Source organism: Leucobacter sp. G161, from assembly GCF_001482305.1.
Classification (GTDB): Bacteria; Actinomycetota; Actinomycetes; order Actinomycetales; family Microbacteriaceae; genus Leucobacter.
In genome coordinates, this window is the sequence record NZ_LOHP01000065.1 from 35,502 (window position 1) to 53,492 (window position 17,991).

Sequence of the window (17,991 nt, forward strand, 5' to 3'; positions counted from 1 at the left end):
CGGGTCCCCCACGCCTAGGCCTGAGGCTCGAACCCGAGGGCCCGGAGCGCGAGCCAGGCTGCCGCCCGATCGTCGGGCCGAGCCATCGACAACCCCGACAGCTCCTCGATGCGGTGGATACGGGACACGAGAGTCTGGCGGTGGACCCCCAGGCGCGCGGCGCTTGCGCGGTGTGCGCCGTGTTCGGAGAGGAACACAAACAGCGTGGTCAGGAGGTCGCCGCGCCCGCCGTCGGCATCACGCAGGTCGTCGAGGACTCCACCGAGTTGCACGCGCTGCTCAGCGGAGATCGCGTCGAGCACAAAGTCGACGGTCGGCAGCGCGGAGTACCGCTGCGTGCCCTGCCCCGAGTCGAGGGCGACGTCGAACGCCTGCCGCGCTTGCAGGGAGCTGCGGCCCAAGGCGTCGATACTCGCGGGCGCCCCGAGGCCGAGGTGCAGAGCACTCGCCCCGACCGAGTCGAATCGTTCGACGCGATCCGCGAGCTCCGCGGTGCGGTGCTCGGGCACGAACCCGCGCACGCGGCCCGGATCCTCAACGAAGAGGTGCTCCACCCCGAGTTCGTCACACCACCGTTCGACAAGCCGGTCGAGGTCGACCGTCCGCGTTCGCGTGCCGAGCACGAACGCGGTGAGCTCTACCTCACGCACGCCCCAGCGCCGCAGCAGGTCGGTGGCGTCGCTGCCGCCGGCCTCGAGGATGTCGAGCAGCGCCTCCCTGCCGAGGTGCTCAGTCAGCGAGGGGTTTCGGGTCCGCAGCACGAGGTCAAACAGCGCCGCCGCTTGCGAGGCGAGGTCGCGGATCCGTCCGGTCGCGCTCGAGCGCGAGGCAACCACAAGATAGCCGGTGAAATCGAGATCCGAGCCCACCTGGTGGGTTTGCAGCCCGGGGTGGCGCACGCGCACCGGCTTGCCGAGGGCGACCGCCTTGGCGTCATCGAGGTGCAGTCGCCCCGCGCCCGCGCTCGCGATGAGCTGACCGTGCGCATCGAGCAGCACCGCCCAGCCGTCGATGCGATGTGCGAGCTCCGCCATTACGGCCGTCGCGCCGCCGCGCCGCGCGACCTGAGTGAGCACCCGCGTTCCTGAAGCGACGAGCCTGTCGGAGGCTGCCCGGTCGTCGGCGAGGGGCGCGGCGAGCCTGAGGTGGAGTGCGTCTTCCACGGTCGTCGCCCCAAGCACCGCACTCATACCGTGTGCAGCGAGGGTTTTGCGGAGTCGTGGCGTGTCCTGATCCGTGACGAACACCGCACGCGCGGTGACCTTTGCCGCCTCGCTGCCCTGCGCGAACCTCGCCTGCAGTTCCGCCACGCTTCCCGTGACGAGTGTCGCAAATTCGGCGCTCGCTACCACGACGTATTCGCCGACGCGGGCGAGCCCTTCGCAGGACGTGTGGTCGGGAATCCCGTTGTCGACGTAGCTGCCGCCGACGACCCGGGTGACGGTACGGAGGTCAAAACTCATGCATCAACTGTACCAAGTGACGAAACACTCCAAACGCTTTCACCACTTGGCGCAGTGACATTGCGCCCCAAAGATACTTACCATCTCCTGGACGAACTTTTGCGCCCACGAGAGCGCACCCCAATGGAGGAGGAAAACATGAAAGCAGTCGTGTTCCGGGAACCCAACACCCGGGTCGCCGTCGCTGACGTCACACTCGCACCGCCCAAGGCAGGCGAAGTCCGGGTGAAGATCGCCGCGGCCGGAGTCTGCCACTCTGACCTGCACGTGAAGCGCGGCGAGTGGGAAGCCCCCGCGCCGATGGTCATGGGTCACGAGGGCTCCGGCGTGGTGCTCGAACTCGGCGAGGGCGTCACCTCGCTCGCCGTCGGCGACCACGTTGTTCTGAGCTGGGTGCCGCCGTGCGGCGAGTGCCGGTACTGCCTGCAGGGGCACGAGGCTCGCTGCCAGAAGGTCGCGCAGGTCATCAATGCGAAGGGATCGCTGTTTGACGGCACCTCGCGTCTGAGCCTCGAGCAGGAGGACGGCGACACCGAGTCGCTGCACCACTACCTCGGTGTCTCATCGTTCGCCGAGGAGGTCGTCGTGCCGGCGTCGGGCGCCATCAAGGTGCGCGACGACGCCCCGCTCGATGTCATCGCGGTCGTCGGCTGCGCCGTCGCGACCGGCGTCGGCGCCGTAATGAACACCGGGGCGGTCGAGCCCGGCTCGATCGTCGCCGTCATTGGTTGCGGCGGAGTCGGCCTCAACGTCGTGCAGGGCGCGAAGCTTGCGGGCGCCGAGCGGATCATTGCGATCGATGTCGTGCCCGAGAAGACCGACATGGCGATGCAGTTCGGCGCGACCGACCGCATCGATGCGTCCGAGGGGAACGCGGTCGAGCAGCTCTTCGAGCTCATCCCCGATGGCGTCGACTACGCGTTCGACGCCATCGGCCGGACCGTGACCACGGAACAGGCGATCCAGATGCTCGGGCTCGGTGGCGCAGCCGTCATCGTCGGGCTCCCCCCGACCGGCGCCAAGGCTTCGTTCGAGCCGCTCGTGCTCGCGGAAGCAGATCAGCGCATTCTCGGGTCGAATTACGGTTCCGTGCGCCCCTCGATCGATATCCCCGCGCTCGTCGATCGCTACATGGACGGACAGCTCAAGCTCGATCCGCTCATCTCGGGGCGCCGTCCGCTCGACGAGGCTGCTGAAGCGCTCGACGATCTCGCTTCGGGTGGCGTGCTCCGCACGCTCCTCATTCCATAACACTTCACAACATCTCAAAGGAGAGTTGCATGTCGCAGTCCACTACCCAGAAGGTCGACGCCGGCCTTCGCGAAGGGGTCATGTCTGGCCCCGAGCTTGCGGCTCAGGCCATCGCAAGCATCGCGCCGAGCGCGGTCATCGCGTTCACCGCCGCGTCAATCTTCCTCGGCGCCGGAAGCGGCACCATGTTTGCGTTCGTGCTCGCCACGATCGTCATTCTGTGTGTCGGATACATCATCAGCATGTTCGCGAAGCGTCACGCTTCGGCCGGCTCGCTGTACACCTACGTCGCGCAGGGCCTCGGCCCGGCCGGCGCGTTCGCAGCGGGCGTCGCGCTGCTCATCGGCTCGTGGGGCATCGCGGCAGGCTCGCTGGGCGGCGCCGTGTCGTACATGTCTGATCTGCTCGTGATCTTCGGCGTCGAGTCCGCCGGCAGCCTGCCCTGGCTCATCGCGCTCGCCGTGATCATCGGCGGCGGCGCGACGTTCTTCACGATCCGCGGCATCCGGGTCTCGGCCCGCATCTCGCTCGTGCTCGAGCTGCTCTCGGTCGCGATCATCCTCGTGCTCCTCATCACCGCGCTCATCGTGCTCGGCGATGCGGCATGGGATCCGTCGCAATTCAGGTTCGAGGGCGTCCCCTTCCAGGGCGTCGCAGCAGGCATGGTGCTCGGCATCCTCGGCTTCGTTGGCTTCTCCTCGGCTGACGCGCTCGGCCGCGAAGCGAAGGATCCGAAGAAGGCAATCCCACGTGCGATCATGTGGAGCGCCGTCGCCGTCGGCGTGCTCTACGTCTTCGCCGCCTACACGCAGATCGCAGTGCTCGGTGACGAACTCGGCACGGTCGCGAGCCCGCTCCAGGCAGTCGCCGAGAAGGTGAACATGCCCGGCTGGTTCACCCCGATCCTCGTGTTCGGTGTCGCGGCATCGTTCTTCGCCGTCGTCGTTGCTCCGCTCAACGTAGTCGGCCGCATCCTCTACGTCATGGGCAAGGAAGGCATGGTGCCCGAGCGCTTCGGCCGCACGCACGAGACCCACCCCCCCCCGCCCCGGGTGCTGCTCATCGCGGGCCCCGCCGCGATCGTGCTCGACATCATCCTGTTGCTCATGGGCACGCACCCGATGGACATCACCGTGTGGGTCGACACCTACGGCACCTACGGCTACATGGTGGCGTACTCGCTCGTCGCGATTGCAGGTGTCGTGTACACCACCCGCGAGGGCATCAAGAACCGCCTCGTGTGGGTGACCGCGGTCATCGCTGTCCTCGCCATGGCGTACGTGTTCATCGCGAACGTCTACCCGGTGCCGGTGTTCCCGATCAACGTGATCCCGTACATCTTCCTGGCGACGATGCTCATCGCGTTCTCGCGGTACTGGTGGATCAAGGCGAAGCAGCCTGCAGTGCTCGGCCGCATCGGCAAGACACACGTCGAGGAGATGGCCGGCATCGGCTAATCCTCCGCAACACGGAGCGGGTCATGGCGTCGGGCTTTATGCTGGGCGCTATGACCCGCTTTGTGCTTGCCCTGGATCCAGACTCCGCAGTGCCCCCATTCCGGCAGCTCCACGATGCCGTCATCGCCGCGGTGGCCGCTGGCGAGCTCGCGCCCGGGTCCCGGCTGCCGACCGTCCGCGCGCTTGCCGCGGAGCTGAGCATCGCCACGAACACCGTCGCATCGGCGTATCGTTCCCTCGAGGAGGCTGGCGTGGTTGAGGGGCGCGGGCGCGCAGGCACGTTCGTGCGCCTGGGCGACGATCCGGTCGAGGCGCGAGCGCGCGAGATCGCGCAGGGCGCGGCCCGATCCCTCACCGAGCTCGGTGTGGATCGAGACCGCGCCCTGGCGCTGCTCGGAGACGCGTACGGCGCCCTGTAGTCGGGCACAGTTGTTCGGAGCCCAACGCTCCTAGCGAAATCCCCAAGAATTCTCCGAGCACGGAGTGTCGGTCAGGCGGGAACAGTACGCTTGAAAGACTGACGAAAGGGTGCTGATGGAGCGCGATGGCCAGGTGTCTGGGGGCTACTCACCACGACCACAGACCGCGAGCGAAAAGACACTCGCTGTGCTCGAGGCTGCGCTCTTGAACAGCCGCTTCACCGACATCGTTGAGGCCGCCCAACTTCCCAAGTCGACCGTCCACCGCATCCTCGCGATGCTCATCGCGGCTGGCTTCATCACCGGCGACGCGGAGCACGGCTTCCGTGCTGGGCGACGATTCACTCACCTCGCCGGACGCACGCTCACGGAGCTCGACGTCGTCGCCCTCGCGCGGCCCGTCATCGAAGACCTCGTTGCAGACACGCAGTGCACGGTGCACCTTGCCGAAGTCGGCCCCGAAACGGTGGACTTCGTGTTCGGCGCCGAGTCGCTGCGCCCCTACCGGGTGCGCTCTCGGGTCGGGCTCTCGGCGCCGCTGCACACCACAGGGGTCGGCAAAGCGGTGCTCTCGCAACGTGACGTCACCGAGGTGCGCGACTATGCGGAGCACACCGGGCTCCCCGCGCACACCGATGCCACCCTCACGGTGGTCGACGATCTCATTGAGGATCTCGGGCGCGCGAGCAAGCGCGGCTACGCGCTCGATCTTGGCGAGCACGAGGTCGGCACCGTCTGCGTCTCAGCCCCAATCTTCAACCATCGGGGCGAGCCGGTGTACGGGCTCTCGATCTCATCGCTGGTTGTCTCGCACCCCGATGCCGCGATCGAACGGTTCGCGGAGCGTGCGGTCAGCGCGGCGGCTGAGATCTCAGAACTCCTCGGCGCCCGGCGCTAGGTCAGCCCGGCCCTAGGTCAGCCCGGCGCTGGTCAAGTTCGGCGCGAGCTCGGCGCCGCGGGCGTGTCGGCGGGCGTCGCAATCATGTGCACCCGTTCACCGTGCTCAAGCAACCCCATGCGCGCCTCCGTATGCACGAGCTCAGTATGGAATCGGCTCGGCGCATCAGTCACGGTACGGAACCCACAGCGCTCGTAAAACGGCGCGTTCCAGGGAACATCGGCGAAGGTGCGGAGCGTCACCGCGCGAACACCGCGCGCGGCGGCGTCCGTGAGCACCGCGGCCACCAGCGCGGCCCCGATCCCCCGCCTGGCGCGGTCCGGGCGCACCGAGAGCTGCTCGAGGTGGAGGAACTCTCCGACCTCGAGCAGCCTGGCGAAGCCGAGCACCTTGCCGTCTTCGACGGCTTCGATGAGGCGCTCACGGTGCCCGTCCTCGGCAGGGCCCGCGGCGTTCTCATCCCACGGGAGCACCCCGAAGTGCCCCCGGAAGAGCTCGTCCGCGGCGGCTTCGATCTCGCCGTGCAGCGCGGGATCGAAGCCCGCAGCTGCCCGAATCTCGACCGGCACCGCACGCATGTTTTAGTAGCCGGAGCCCTCAGCTGCCGCGGCAGAGTCCCAACCGGCAACGATCGCGCCGGTCGCGGAGACACCGAAGCGCGTCGCGCCAGCAGCCCAGAGCTCGCGAGCCGTCTCGGCGTCGCGGATGCCGCCCGAGGCCTTCACGCCGAGGCGATCGCCGACGGTCTCTGCCATGATCCGGACCGCGTGCACGCTTGCACCGCCTGCCGCGTTGAACCCGGTCGAGGTCTTCACGAAGTCGGCGCCGGCCGCTTCGGAGGCCTTGCAGCAGCCAACGATCTGCTCGTCGGTAAGCGAGGCGCTCTCAATGATGACCTTCAGCACGCTGTCCGGGCATGCGGCCCGCACGGTGCGAATCTCTGCTGCGAGCGCTTCCCACTCGCCCGCGTGCACGAGCGCGGGGTTCACGACCATGTCGACCTCGTCTGCGCCGTCCGCGACAGCCTGCGCTGCCTCAAATGCCTTCACCTCGGCCTTGTGCACGCCTGACGGGAACCCGACGACGGTGACGATCCCGAGGCCGCGCTTGTCGACCGGGAGCAGCGACGGGCTCACGCAGACGCGCTTCACGCCCAGCGCGGCGGCGTCCGTGAGGAACGCGTCGAGCTCTGCGGCGGTGGTCGGAGGGGCGAGCAGCGTGTGGTCCGCGTTCGCAAGGAAGTGTTCAGTGGTCAATGCCGCAAGAGTCATAGCTTTGAGTCTAGATAGCCGCAGTCGTCCGCGCGAGTTGGCGGGGCATACTCGCAGCATCCCACCGCCGCTGGGAGTGTCAGACCGTCGGCCCCACCCGGGTCACTCGGACGACTGGCTCGCCTTCAAGCTCGGACTCGCCGAGATCGATCTCGCCCTCGATCGCCCAGTCACGGTCGCCTGCTGGGTCGAGGAGTACCTGGCGGAACTCCCAGACACCCTGCTCCGCCATCGACCGGTCGAGGCTGAGCAGCCCGGCCGCCCGCGCATCGGCGTCGACCCGGATCTCGTCGTACTCGGTGAAGTAGCCGTCGAGCGCGTCACGCCACTTCTGCACCCCGAAGCCGTGGGCGGCGTCGAGTTCTTCGAGCTCGTCGTACTTTTCGAACGCCGCGGCCTGCACGCGCCGGAAGAGCGTGTTGCGCACCATCACGAGGAAGGCGCGCTCGTTGGCGAGCAGCGACCGGGCGGGCGGCGGGCCGACGAGCGCCGCCTCGTCGGAGCCGTGACGCGTCGCGAGTTCGGCCGCGATATCGGGGTTGGAGAGTTCGGTCCATTCGTCGACGAGGCTCGAGTCGACCTGCCGCACGAGCTCGCCGAGCCAGTCGATGATCTCGTCGAGCTCGTCGGTCTTCGCCGCCTCGGGCACCGTGCGCTCGAGCGCGCGGTACGCGTCACTGAGGTAACGCAGCACCCCGCCCTCCGAGCGGCCGAGCCCGTAGTAGTTCACGAGATCCCGGAAGCCGAAGGCCCGCTCGATCATGTCACGCACGACGGACTTGGGGCGCAACTCGTAGTCACGCGCCCACGGCACCTCCTTGAGGTACGCCTCGAAGGCTTCCCCGAGCAGCTCCTTGAGGGGCTGCGGGTGGGTAATCTCCTCGAGGAGCTCCATCCGCTCCTCGTATTCGATCCCGTCGGCCTTCATCTGGCCGATCGCTTCGCCGCGCGCCCGGTGCTCCTGCGCGCGGACGATCGCACGCGGATCCTCGAGCGTGGCCTCGATGACCGAGATCGCGTCGAGCGCGTAGCTGGGAGACTCTGGTTCGAGGAGTTCGAGCGCGGCGAGCGCGAAGGGCGACAGCGGCTGGTTCAGGGCAAAGTTCGACTGCAGATCGATCGTGAGCCGGAGCAGGCGCTGGCCGCGACCGTCGACGTGGTACTCGACGATGTCGCCGCGCACGAGCGTGCGGAAGATGTCGATGGCGGTGCGGGCGTGCGCGAACTGCGCTGCGCGGGGTTCGTGGCTGTCGAATACGAGCGTGCGGAGGGTATCCAGCGCATCGCCCTCGTATTCCTCGCCGCGGCCAATGACGCCGAGCACCATCGCGTGGGTGATCCGCATGCGGCTCACCAGCGGCTCGGGCGAAGCAGCGACGAGTTTGTCGAGGGTCTGCTCCGTCCAGGCGACGAAGCCCTGCGGCGGGGACTTCTTCTTGGCGGGTTTCGCTTTCTTGCCGCCGGTCGCCTTCGCCGCGGCCTTCGCGGCGGCGCGCACGTTCTCGACTTCGAACTCGGGCGCGAGCGCGATGACGTCGCCCTCGGTGTCGAACCCTGCGCGGCCCGCGCGACCCGCGATCTGGTGGAACTCGCGGGCGGAGAGCCTGCGCATCTTCTGTCCGTCGTATTTCGTGAGCGCGGTGATGACGACCGTGCGGATCGGCACGTTGATGCCTACCCCGAGGGTGTCCGTGCCGCAGATCACCTTGAGCAGGCCGCGCTGTGCGAGCTGCTCAACAAGCCTGCGGTACTTCGGCAGCATGCCGGCGTGGTGCACGCCGATGCCGGAGCGCACGAGCCGAGACAGGGTCTGGCCGAAGCCCGCCGAGAACCGGAACGTTCCGATCGCCTCCGCGATCTCGTCGCGCCCGGCGCGATCAACGAGCTTCAGGCTCGAGAGTGCCTGCGCCTGCTCGACAGCGTGCGACTGGTTGAAGTGCACCAGGTACGCCGGGGTCTCGCGATCCGCCACGAGCTGCTCGACGACCTCGTGGGTCGGCGCGACCGCGTACGTGAACTCGAGCGGTACGGGACGCTCGACACCGGTGACGAGCTCGGTGTCGCGGCCGGTGCGCCTGCTGAGATCGTCGGCAAGTTCAGTGACGTCACCGAGCGTCGCAGACATGAGCAGGAACTGCGCGTCCGCCATGAGGAGCAGCGGCACCTGCCAGGCCCAGCCGCGGTCGGGGTCGGCGTAGAAGTGGAACTCGTCCATCACGACCTGCGTGATGCCGTTCGCGTCGCGGTCGCGCAGCGCCAGGTTTGCGATGATTTCCGCCGTGCAGCAGATGATCGGCGCATCGGCGTTAATCGCGGTATCTCCCGTGATCATGCCGACCCGGTCTGCGCCGAATACCGCCACCAGCTCGAAGAACTTCTCGCTCACCAGTGCCTTGATCGGCGCCGTGTACGCGGTGCGGCGCCCCTCGGACAGTGCGGCGAAGTGCGCGCCGAGCGCGACGAGACTCTTGCCCGTGCCAGTCGGCGTCGCGAGCACGACGTTTGCCCCGAGGGTCATCCCGAGGATGGCTTCTTCCTGTGCTGGGTAGAGCCTAAGCCCACGCTCTTCCCACGCCCACTCTTCGAAGGCTGCGAAGGTCTCGTCGGCAGACGGGATCCCCCCAGATCGGGTGATCTCGTCGAGCTGGCGCGCAAGACTCATCGCGTGTCCTTTCAGTTGTTCGGGCTGAGGTCTGGAAAAAGCACGCCGTCTCCGCGCAGGCTACTCACACCCTGCCCGTCGGCGACGACCTCGAGGCCGCCAGCCAGCCGTTCTTTGAGTTCGGCAACGTGGCTGATGAGCGCGACCGTACGTCCACCTTCGCGCAGCCCGTCGAGCGTGGCGAGCGCCTGGTCGAGCGCATCGGGGTCCAGCGATCCGAACCCCTCGTCAATGAATAGCGTATCGAGTTCGAGGCCGCCTGACTCCGCAGTGACCACATCGGCGAGGCCGAGGGCGAGCGCGAGCGACGCGAGGAAGCTCTCGCCACCCGACAGCGAGTCCGTCGTTCGTGACCGACCCGTGTACTCGTCGATGACCGCGAGTCCGAGGCCGGACTGTCGCCCGCGCGCCCGCAGACCGTCGTCGTGCGCGAGCCGGTAGCGCCCGCCGACCATCGTCGAGAGCCTGCGGTTCGCGGCCTCAACGATCGCTTCGAGTCGCGCTGCGAGCACGAACACCTCGAGCCGCATTCGTTTCGTGTTCGGGTCCTTGCCCTGGAGGGTGTCAGCGAGCCGACGGAGCTGGAGTAGTGCGTCGCCCGCTGCCGCGGAGCCGGACAGTTCGCGGTCCACTCGTTCGAGGGTGGATCTGTGCTCGCTCGCGATTCGCGCGGCCGCTGCGTGCAGCGACAGCGCCGCTTCGGCCTGCTCTGCGGTGAGCGCTGCGGCCTCCGCGAGTGGAGCGAGGTCGACCGGGTCACGGTCAATCCCTTGGAGGTCGGCAGCCGCGAGCTCGCCGGCGTTGCGCTGCGTGCCCTCGTCGAATGCGCGCACCCGTGCCCGGAGCTGCTCGCGCTTGCCGGAGTCGAGGTGGGCGGTTGCGGCGGCCGTCGCCGCGGCGGCGACGGCGCTCGTTGTGCTCCCGGAGTCGGCGAAGCCCTGTTCGATGAGTTCGTCCGTAAAGCCCCGCTCGGCGAGCAACAGGGTGCGTGCCGCGTTGGCGCGATCCCCACCGGCGCGGAGCACGCGATTGAGCGCCGCATGAAGCCGGTCGACTTGAGCGATGCGCTCGTCAACGCTCGCGCAGCCAGCTCGAGCCGTTTCGATGTCTGCTGCGAGCGCGAGCGCTTGCGCTTCAGCCGCCTGCAGCTGCGCGGTCAGCGTTGCCGCCTGCGCCCCCAGATCGGTGACGCGGCCACGGCGGGTCTCGGTCTCGGCCTCGAGTTCGATCACACGGTGATCAAGGTCGGCGAGCTCGGTCGCGGCGGTGTTCGCGCGGTCCAGCGCCGTGGTGGCCGCGGCATGGGCCGTCTCGGCCGCGGCCTCGGTCATCCCGGCGGCGGCGCCGCGTGCGGTCGCGAGCCGCTCGTCGAGGGCGTGCTCGGCGTCACGGGCGGTGTCAAGGCGCTGCTGTGCCTCGCGCTGCTCACGCTCGGCCGTCTCGATGGCCTCCGGCGTGACCGGGTCTGAGTGTTCGGCAGGTGCTGGGTGCTGCAGCGAGCCGCACACCGTGCAGGGTTCGCCGTCTTGCAGCGCGTCCGCGAGTTCGCCTGCCATACCTGCGATGCGCCTGGCGAGCAGGTCGCTCACCGCTGCCGTGCGCGCGGCCGCAGCCGCTGCGAGTTCGGCGGAGCGCGCCTGGGCCATCAGCACGTCGGCGGCGAGCGAGGCCGCGAGTTTCGCTGCGTCCAGGCGCTCCGCGGCGAGCGTCACCTCGCCCCCGCGCTGGTCGACGAGTGCGGCCTCGACGGCTAGGGCCTCCCGTTCGACCCGCAGAGCGGCAAGTCGCTCGGGTAGTGCCGCAAGCGCCTCGGTCTCGGTGGCCTCTGCCACAGTCACCTCCGCGAGCGTCGAGCGAAACCGTTCAGTCTCCGCGCGGAGTTGCAGGAGCCGTTGCTCGTCAGCCCGTGCGTCGGCCAGCGAGCCAAGCTGACGCGCAGCGGCATCACGCTCTGCGGTGAGCGCCTGTTGTTGGTCTGGCCAGGCCGCTTCGGCAGAGCGCGCGGCGCGTTCGGCGGCGGCGTCGTCAGCAGCTGTCTCCGCCTCGCTGAGCTCCGCCCACGCTGCACTCCAGTCGGCCTCGGCGTCCGTCTTCGCGGCTGTGGCCTGGTCGAGGGTGCGGCGGGCACCAACGACGTGCGCGGCGCGATCCGCCCGGTCAAGTTCAGCCCGGGCGATGTCGATGTCTGCGCGCTGCGCGTCGAGTTCGCGGCTGCGCGCCTCGGCGGCGAACAGCCGGTGCTGCGCGGCGGTGAGCGTCTTGGCTTGTTCGTGGCGCGCTGCGGCATCCCGCTGCGCCACACGGCTCGCGTCTGCGGCCGCGGCGAGTTCGCCCGCGCGCGCATCGAGAGCGTCAATCGCTTGGGCGGCAGCGGCACGCCGAGAGGTGAGGGTACGTTCCGCAGCGTGGGGTGCGCCTGCTGGAGCCGCTGGTGCTCCGTCGCCCGCAGTCGGCTGGGCGGCCGCGTCGCGTTCGAGGGCGTCTTCGAGCCCGCCCAGCAGCCCCTCGATGCGGGCCTCGCTGTCGCGCACCGAGCCGTCGAGGGTCTTGCGCCGCTCGACGAGTGCCGCCTCGATGTCTGCGAAGCGCTCGGTTTGGAAGAGCGTGCGCAGCGTCGCCTGCCGTTCGTCGTCGGCCGCGCGCAGGAAGCGCTGGAAGCCGCCCTGCGACAGCATGACGACCTGCAGGAACTGGTGATGGCTGAGCCGCAGCACCGGGGTGAGTGCGGCAGCGACATCGACCGGGCGGGAAGCGAGCCCCTCCCAGTCGTTCGCCGCCGCGTCCCAGCGCCAGAGCCGCGCTTCGGTTTTTTGCGTCGTCGTGCCGCCGCCGCGCTTCGCCGGCCTGGTGTACTCGGGGCTGCGCTCAACGAGATATTTGTCGCCAGCGACCTCGAATTCAAGGCGCACGAGCGTGGGCCGCTCGGGCGCCGAGTGGTCCGAGCGAACCCGCGACACTTGCCCGTCGTACCGGGGCACCGCGCCGTACAGGGCGAAGCTCACCGCGTCGAGCAGGCTCGACTTGCCGGCCCCGGTGCGGCCAGAAATCAGCAGCAGCCCACCGGCAGCGGCCTGGGCGAAGTCGAGGACCTGCCGGTCACGGAACGGCCCAAACCCCTCGACGTCGAGTTTCAGGATCCTCATCCGTGTGACCCCTCGCTCGCGACCGACGTCGCCCGGCTGTCTGGCCCTGCGACCTCCGCGAGCACCTCGCGCATGAGGTCGCGTTCGGCACCGTCGAGCCGTTCTCCGCCGCGCACGAGCCCGAGGAATTCGTCGACGATATCGATGTCGCTCTTGCGCGCTACCCGCTCCGTTTAGGTCGTCTGGGGCGCATCGGGCAGCGTTGCGGGCGCGAACTCGATGTGGGCGCAGTAGGGAAAGCGCTCGCGTAGCCGCCGCATCGAGTCGATCGGGCGAACGGTGTCAGTGAGCGTTGCCTCAACCCAGCTCGCCTCGTGCACGGCGAACTGGTCGTCGCCCAGGAGCTCGTCAATTGAGCCGCGGAGACGCGCGAGTGGGCGCTGCACCGGCAGATCGACCCAGGATGCCTCACGGTAGCCGTCGGCGTCGAGGTCGACGAGCCACCCACCGCGCGGCTTGGCCGCCTCGCTGAACGAGAAGTGCACGGGGGCCCCGCTGTAGCGAATCTGCGGAGTGAGGGTCGAGCGGCCGTGGATGTGGCCGAGTGCGGCGTAGTCCACGCCGTTAAACGCTTCGGCCGGGACCACGTCGATGCCGCCGGCCGTGAGATCCCACACGAGCCCCTCCCCGGCCGCTGCGACGGCCTCGGGCGCGCTGCTGTTCACCGCAAAGCAGTGCGACATGACCACTGAACGGTTGCCGCGCGCTGCGGCGAGCGCGCGCACCTCATCCATCACCCGGCTGAGCAGCGCCGCGTGGCTGCGCAGCTTCTCGTCGGGGTACAGCGTGGTGTGGAGCATGGGTTCGAGATACGGGATCGCGAACACGTCGACCTCGCCGAACTCGTCGGTGAGCGTGACGGGGGTGCGGAAGGCGTCGCCGCGCGTCACGACGTGGACGCCGCCGAGCGCCGCCCACTCAGATTGAAACCCCAGCCGGGCGGCGTTGTCGTGATTGCCGCTCGAAACGATGACGGTTGCGCCGGCGTCGCGGATGCCGCGGATCGCGTGTGCGAGCACCCCATAGAGCTCGGCTGCTGGCGCCGCGTGGTCGAAGACATCCCCGGCGACGAGCACGGCGTCGACACCGTGCTCGCGCACGATCTGCGGGAGCACGCCAAGCACCTCGCGCAGCTGCGGGAGCGTCGAATTGCCGTGGAAGCTTCGACCGAGGTGCCAGTCTGAGGTGTGCAGCAGCCGCAAGGCGTGATCCTCTCTCTATCGGTGTGGATCGGGACTGGGTTAAGCCTGTCACAGGGCTCCGACATTCGCTGGTGCAGGCGACGAAGCCGTGCCGGTTTCCACAGCCCCGGTGCGATTGTCGGTCCCTCAGGCTAGCCTTGGCCCATGCCGAACCCTCTCCTCTTTCAGCCCTTCTCGCTTCGCGGTCTCGAGGTTCGTAACCGTCTGTGGGTGTCCCCCATGTGCCAGTACTCGGTTGCCGAACGCGACGGGGTGCCGCGCGACTGGCATCTCCAGCACATTGGTGGGCTCGCGCGTGGCGGGGCCGGGCTGGTTGTGGTCGAGGCGACCGCAGTTGTCCCCGAGGGGCGAATCTCGCCGGAGGATCTCGGGTTGTGGAACGGTGAGCAAGAGCAGGCGTTCGCGAGGCTCGCGACTGTTGCGCACTCGCACGGGGCCGCGATTGCTGTGCAGCTGGCGCACGCTGGCCGGAAGGCGGGCACGTTCAAGGGCTGGCCCGGTGAGCCATACGGGTCCGTCCCGGTCGCCGAGGGCGGCTGGGAGACTGTCGGTCCTTCCCCCGTGCGCTTCGACGAGCATCACACGGAGCCGCGCGAACTCACGGTGGCCGAAATCGGCGAGCTGGTGCAGGCGTTTGCTACAGCTGCTGATCGCGCGGTGCGCGCCGGCTTCGACGCTGTCGAGGTGCACGCCGCGCACGGGTATCTGCTGCAGGAGTTCATGTCGCCGCTGTCGAACCAGCGCAGTGACGACTACGGGGGTTCATTGGAGAACCGCGCAAGACTCACGCGTGAGGTCGTCCGCGCAATCCGCGGCGATCACCCGGGCCTGCCGATCCTCGTCCGCATCTCGGGCACGGATTGGATCGACGGCGGCTTCGACGTTGAGGAGGCGGCGCTCGTGAGCGGCTGGCTTGCCGCCGACGGGGCGGACCTCATCGATGTGTCCTCGGGCGGGAACTCGCCCTCGATCCGCATCTCGGCCGGCCCGTCCTACCAGGTGCCGCTCGCGGATCGGGTGCGCCGGGAGGGACACCTCCCGGTCGGGGCCGTCGGTGCGATTACCTCCGCGCAGCAGGCCGAAGGCATCCTCGTCACCGGCCAGGCGGACATTGTGTTCCTTGGCAGGCCCCTCCTCACGAACCCGCACCTGCCGCTGCAGTGGGCCACCGACCTGCGTGCCCCGTCGGCCCCGGCACTCGTGCCGCCCCAGTACCACCGGGCCCGGTTCTAGCGCGTGAGCATCACCCTCACCGATGCGGCCCTCCTCAGGGTTCGCATGCGCGCCCTCGGGCTCGACGGAGCATGCGCAGCCGATGCGGTCACGCCTGGCGAGGCGACCGGCGCCGACCGGGTGCACTCCGTCGTCGCGCACCTCTTCGCGCTCCAGGGACAAGATTGGCGTTCCTCGCAGTGGGCTGTCGGTTCCCGTGCGCCAGGCATCAGCTCGGGTGATGTCGTCGAGGCAATGCATACCGGCAGGGTCGTTCGGTCGTGGCCCATGCGCGGCACGGTTCATCTGGTGGCGTCCGAGGACATCGGTTGGATGCAGCGGCTCACGAACCCGCGCGTGCTTGCCGGTGCGCCGAAACGGCGCGCATTCCTCGGGGTGAGCGATGCCGTGCTCGAACGCGTCACGGAGGTGTCGCTCGCGGCGCTCGCGGGCGGCACCAGCCTCGACCGCGCAGAGCTCGGTCAGGTGTGGACGGACGCTGGGATCGATTGGAAGCCGAACTGGCGCTATCACCTGATTTGGTGGTTGTGTCAGAACGGTCTCACGACGTTCGGACCGATTGCCGCTGGTGCTGGTGGATCGAGCGCCCCGGAGCCGAGGCTCGTGCTCGCCTCCGAGTGGATCACCGCTCCGCGCATACTCGACGGCGACGACGCGCTCGCCGAGTTCGCGCTTCGCTACGTACGTGGCCGCGGCGCCGTGAGCCGGAAGGATCTCGCGTCCTGGGCGCTCCTGCCGGCACCGTCAGTTGCCCGTGGGCTCGAACTCGCTGTCGCACGGGGCTCGATCATCACAGCGCGACGCGATGATGTCGCTGGCGCCGCCGGGGCGCTCTGGGTCGATCCGACTGCCCTCGCAGCCGCGGAGTCTGCGGTGGACTCACCCGACGGCACCGGGTGGCGTCTCCTCCCCGCGTTCGACGAGCATCTGCTCGGCTTCTCCGACCGCTCGCCGCAGTTCGACGCCGCGCACCTGGGTGAATTGGTGCCCGGGAAGAACGGAGTGTTCCTCGCCACCGTCGTGCACCGCGGCCGAGCCGTTGGCACGTGGCGCAGGGATCCGAAGTCGCAGGCGGTGACAGTGACAGCGTTTCCCGGCGAACACATCGATATCGCCGCGCTGACCCCCGAGCTCGTCCGCTGGGCGGCCTTCACCGGCGGAGACATCCCGGACCTCGTGCTGCGCTGACACCGCGTTCGTGCGTGTGAGAAGCTAGGACGATGGAGCTTGCCCTTGTCGCAGTAGCCGCTGTTGTCGTGCTCGTTGGTGTGTCGCTCGTGAGCGGCCGGATCGGCATCGCCGCCCCGCTCGTCCTCGTGGTCGTTGGCATCGGCATCGGGTACCTCCCCGGGGTGCCGCTCGTCGAAATCAACCCGGAGATCATCCTGCTCGGGATCCTTCCGCCGCTGTTGTACTCGGCAGCGATGAACGTTCCCTTCGTGGACTTCCGGCGCAACCTGCGCCCGGTCGCCGGGCTTTCGGTGCTCCTCGTCATCCTCTCTGCGCTGCTCGTTGGTTGGCTGCTCCACCTCGCGGTGCCCGCGCTTCCATTCCCGGCGGCGGTCGCCCTTGGCGCCGTCATCAGCCCACCCGACGCGGTCGCCGCGACGTCGATCGGAAAACGGCTCGGGCTCCCCGAGCGCATTGTCTCGATCCTCGAGGGCGAGAGCCTCGTCAACGATGCGACCTCACTCGTGCTGCTCCGCACCGCCCTCGCCGCGGTGTCTGGCAGCTTCGTCTTCTGGGAAGCCGCGGGGGCGTTCGTGTTCTCCGTGGTGGCTGCGATCGGCGTCGGCTTCCTCATGGGGTTCATCACCGTGTGGATCCGCGCCAGACTGAACAACCCCGTGCACGACACGCTCGTGTCCTTCGTTGTGCCCTTCGTCGCGTTTATTCCCGCCGAGGTCATCGGCGCCTCAGGAGTGCTCTCGGTCGTCGTCACCGGGCTCTACACCGGCTATCACTCAGTGCGCCGATTCAGCGCTATCGCCCGCACAAATGAGCGCCTGAACTGGCGGACCGTTTCGTTCATTCTCGAGAACGGCGTCTTCCTCATCATGGGCTTGCAGTTGCACGTGCTCGTGAACGAGGTCACCGATTCGAGCTTCCATCTCGGGCACGTCGCGCTCATTGCCGGCGCCCTCGTGCTGCTGCTCATCGTGAGTCGTGCTCTGTTCGTCGTGCCGCTGGTGTTCCTCATGCGTGGAGAAACGGGGCGTCGCCGAGCGAAGGGTGACGAGATTGCACGGCTTGAGGCGAAGCTCGCGAAGAACGGCAGGGCCAACAACGAGCGCGCGCAACGCCGCCTGAAACTCATGAAGGACCGTGCGCAGGCCGATCTTGACCACGAGATCGAGCAACAGCTGGGTTGGCGCGACGGTGTCGTGCTCACCTGGAGCGCGATGCGCGGAGTCGTCACGCTCGCGGCCGCCCAGTCGATCTCGACCGACGTCCCGTACCGCCCGCAGATCATCCTCATCGCGTTTCTCGTCGCTGTTGCAACGCTCCTGCTGCACGGGCTCACCCTGCCCGCCGTGATCAAGTGGCTCTGGCCGCGCGGGGTGAAGTCGGGCGTGGACAACACCGAGGTCGAAGCGTTGAGCCACGACCTTGTCGACGCGGGTCTCGAAGCGATCGACGACGAACTCACCGTCGAGACCGACGACCCCGACCGTGTGATGACGCCCGACCCCATCGTGCAGCGCGCGAAGATCGCGACAAAGGCCGCGCTCGGCCCGCTCGCGCTGCGGTTCCACGAGACCGGTGCGGTCGTCGTCCCCACGGCCGAGACGCCGGCCGAATCCTATCTGCGCCTCACCCGCATCGCGCTCGAGGCCCAGCGCGCAACCCTCAGCGAGGAACGGGCCATCGGTCGCTACAGTTCCAAGGCGCTGCGCGCGGCCGGCCTCGCGCTCGACGCGCAGGAGGCACGACTGTCTCCCTACACCGGCGAGTAGGCACACTGCCCGGTATCGCGAATTGGGCCGGGTAG

General features: G+C 68.6%; 13 protein-coding genes. 7 read left to right on the forward strand and 6 right to left on the reverse strand.

Translation table 11 applies throughout. The features are described 5' to 3' along the window. Positions 1–14: 14 nt before the first annotated feature. Complete coding sequence (locus AUL38_RS10875; protein ID WP_059062077.1) at positions 15–1,463, reverse strand: CdaR family transcriptional regulator; 1,449 nt, start codon at positions 1,461–1,463, stop codon at positions 15–17. A gap of 138 nt (positions 1,464–1,601) precedes the next feature. On the opposite strand from AUL38_RS10875, the gene AUL38_RS10880 reads away from it, so the two are divergent. The 4 genes from AUL38_RS10880 (at position 1,602) to AUL38_RS10895 (ending at position 5,488) form a co-directional block, all read left to right on the forward strand. Beyond that, positions 1,602–2,714, forward strand: a complete 1,113-nt coding sequence (locus AUL38_RS10880) for an alcohol dehydrogenase catalytic domain-containing protein (RefSeq protein WP_059062112.1) — start codon at positions 1,602–1,604, stop codon at positions 2,712–2,714. Between the two features lie 29 nt (positions 2,715–2,743). After that, positions 2,744–4,171 carry an APC family permease gene (locus tag AUL38_RS10885; protein WP_059062079.1) on the forward strand — a complete coding sequence of 476 codons (1,428 nt, stop codon included), beginning with the start codon at positions 2,744–2,746 and terminating at the stop codon, positions 4,169–4,171. Positions 4,172–4,221: 50 nt separating this feature from the next. Then, positions 4,222–4,590, forward strand: coding sequence for a GntR family transcriptional regulator (locus tag AUL38_RS10890; protein ID WP_059062114.1), 369 nt, complete (start codon positions 4,222–4,224; stop codon positions 4,588–4,590). A gap of 115 nt (positions 4,591–4,705) precedes the next feature. Then, a complete protein-coding gene (locus tag AUL38_RS10895; RefSeq protein ID WP_059062082.1) occupies positions 4,706–5,488 on the forward strand; it encodes an IclR family transcriptional regulator in 783 nt (260 codons plus the stop codon). Positions 5,489–5,520: 32 nt separating this feature from the next. Here the strand turns inward: AUL38_RS10895 and AUL38_RS10900 are convergent, their stop codons facing one another. The 5 genes from AUL38_RS10900 to AUL38_RS10920 all read right to left on the reverse strand — a co-directional run bounded on the left by AUL38_RS10900 (position 5,521) and on the right by AUL38_RS10920 (position 13,766). Next, complete coding sequence (locus AUL38_RS10900; protein ID WP_059062084.1) at positions 5,521–6,057, reverse strand: GNAT family N-acetyltransferase; 537 nt, start codon at positions 6,055–6,057, stop codon at positions 5,521–5,523. A gap of 12 nt (positions 6,058–6,069) precedes the next feature. After that, on the reverse strand, positions 6,070–6,759 hold the full coding sequence (gene deoC, locus AUL38_RS10905; protein WP_153006558.1) for a deoxyribose-phosphate aldolase: 690 nt from the start codon (positions 6,757–6,759) through the stop codon (positions 6,070–6,072). A gap of 79 nt (positions 6,760–6,838) precedes the next feature. Then, on the reverse strand, positions 6,839–9,421 hold the full coding sequence (locus AUL38_RS10910) for an RNA helicase (RefSeq protein ID WP_059062086.1): 2,583 nt from the start codon (positions 9,419–9,421) through the stop codon (positions 6,839–6,841). A gap of 11 nt (positions 9,422–9,432) precedes the next feature. After that, positions 9,433–12,564, reverse strand: a complete 3,132-nt coding sequence (locus tag AUL38_RS10915; RefSeq protein ID WP_059062090.1) for an AAA family ATPase — start codon at positions 12,562–12,564, stop codon at positions 9,433–9,435. Between the two features lie 173 nt (positions 12,565–12,737). Continuing rightward, the gene (locus AUL38_RS10920; RefSeq protein ID WP_235590691.1) at positions 12,738–13,766 is read right to left on the reverse strand and encodes an exonuclease SbcCD subunit D; all 1,029 of its coding nucleotides are present in this window, start codon (positions 13,764–13,766) and stop codon (positions 12,738–12,740) included. Between the two features lie 144 nt (positions 13,767–13,910). Between AUL38_RS10920 and AUL38_RS10925 the strand changes: the two genes are divergently transcribed. From AUL38_RS10925 to AUL38_RS10935, 3 genes are read left to right on the forward strand one after another with little or no spacing between them, the layout of a single operon-like run. Further along, a complete protein-coding gene (locus tag AUL38_RS10925) occupies positions 13,911–14,999 on the forward strand; it encodes an NADH:flavin oxidoreductase/NADH oxidase (protein ID WP_059062093.1) in 1,089 nt (362 codons plus the stop codon). Between the two features lie 3 nt (positions 15,000–15,002). Beyond that, positions 15,003–16,187, forward strand: a complete 1,185-nt coding sequence (locus AUL38_RS10930) for a winged helix DNA-binding domain-containing protein (protein WP_059062095.1) — start codon at positions 15,003–15,005, stop codon at positions 16,185–16,187. A 32-nt stretch (positions 16,188–16,219) separates the two neighbouring features. Continuing rightward, positions 16,220–17,956 carry a sodium:proton antiporter gene (locus AUL38_RS10935; RefSeq protein ID WP_059062097.1) on the forward strand — a complete coding sequence of 579 codons (1,737 nt, stop codon included), beginning with the start codon at positions 16,220–16,222 and terminating at the stop codon, positions 17,954–17,956. The last annotated feature ends 35 nt before the right edge of the window (positions 17,957–17,991 follow it).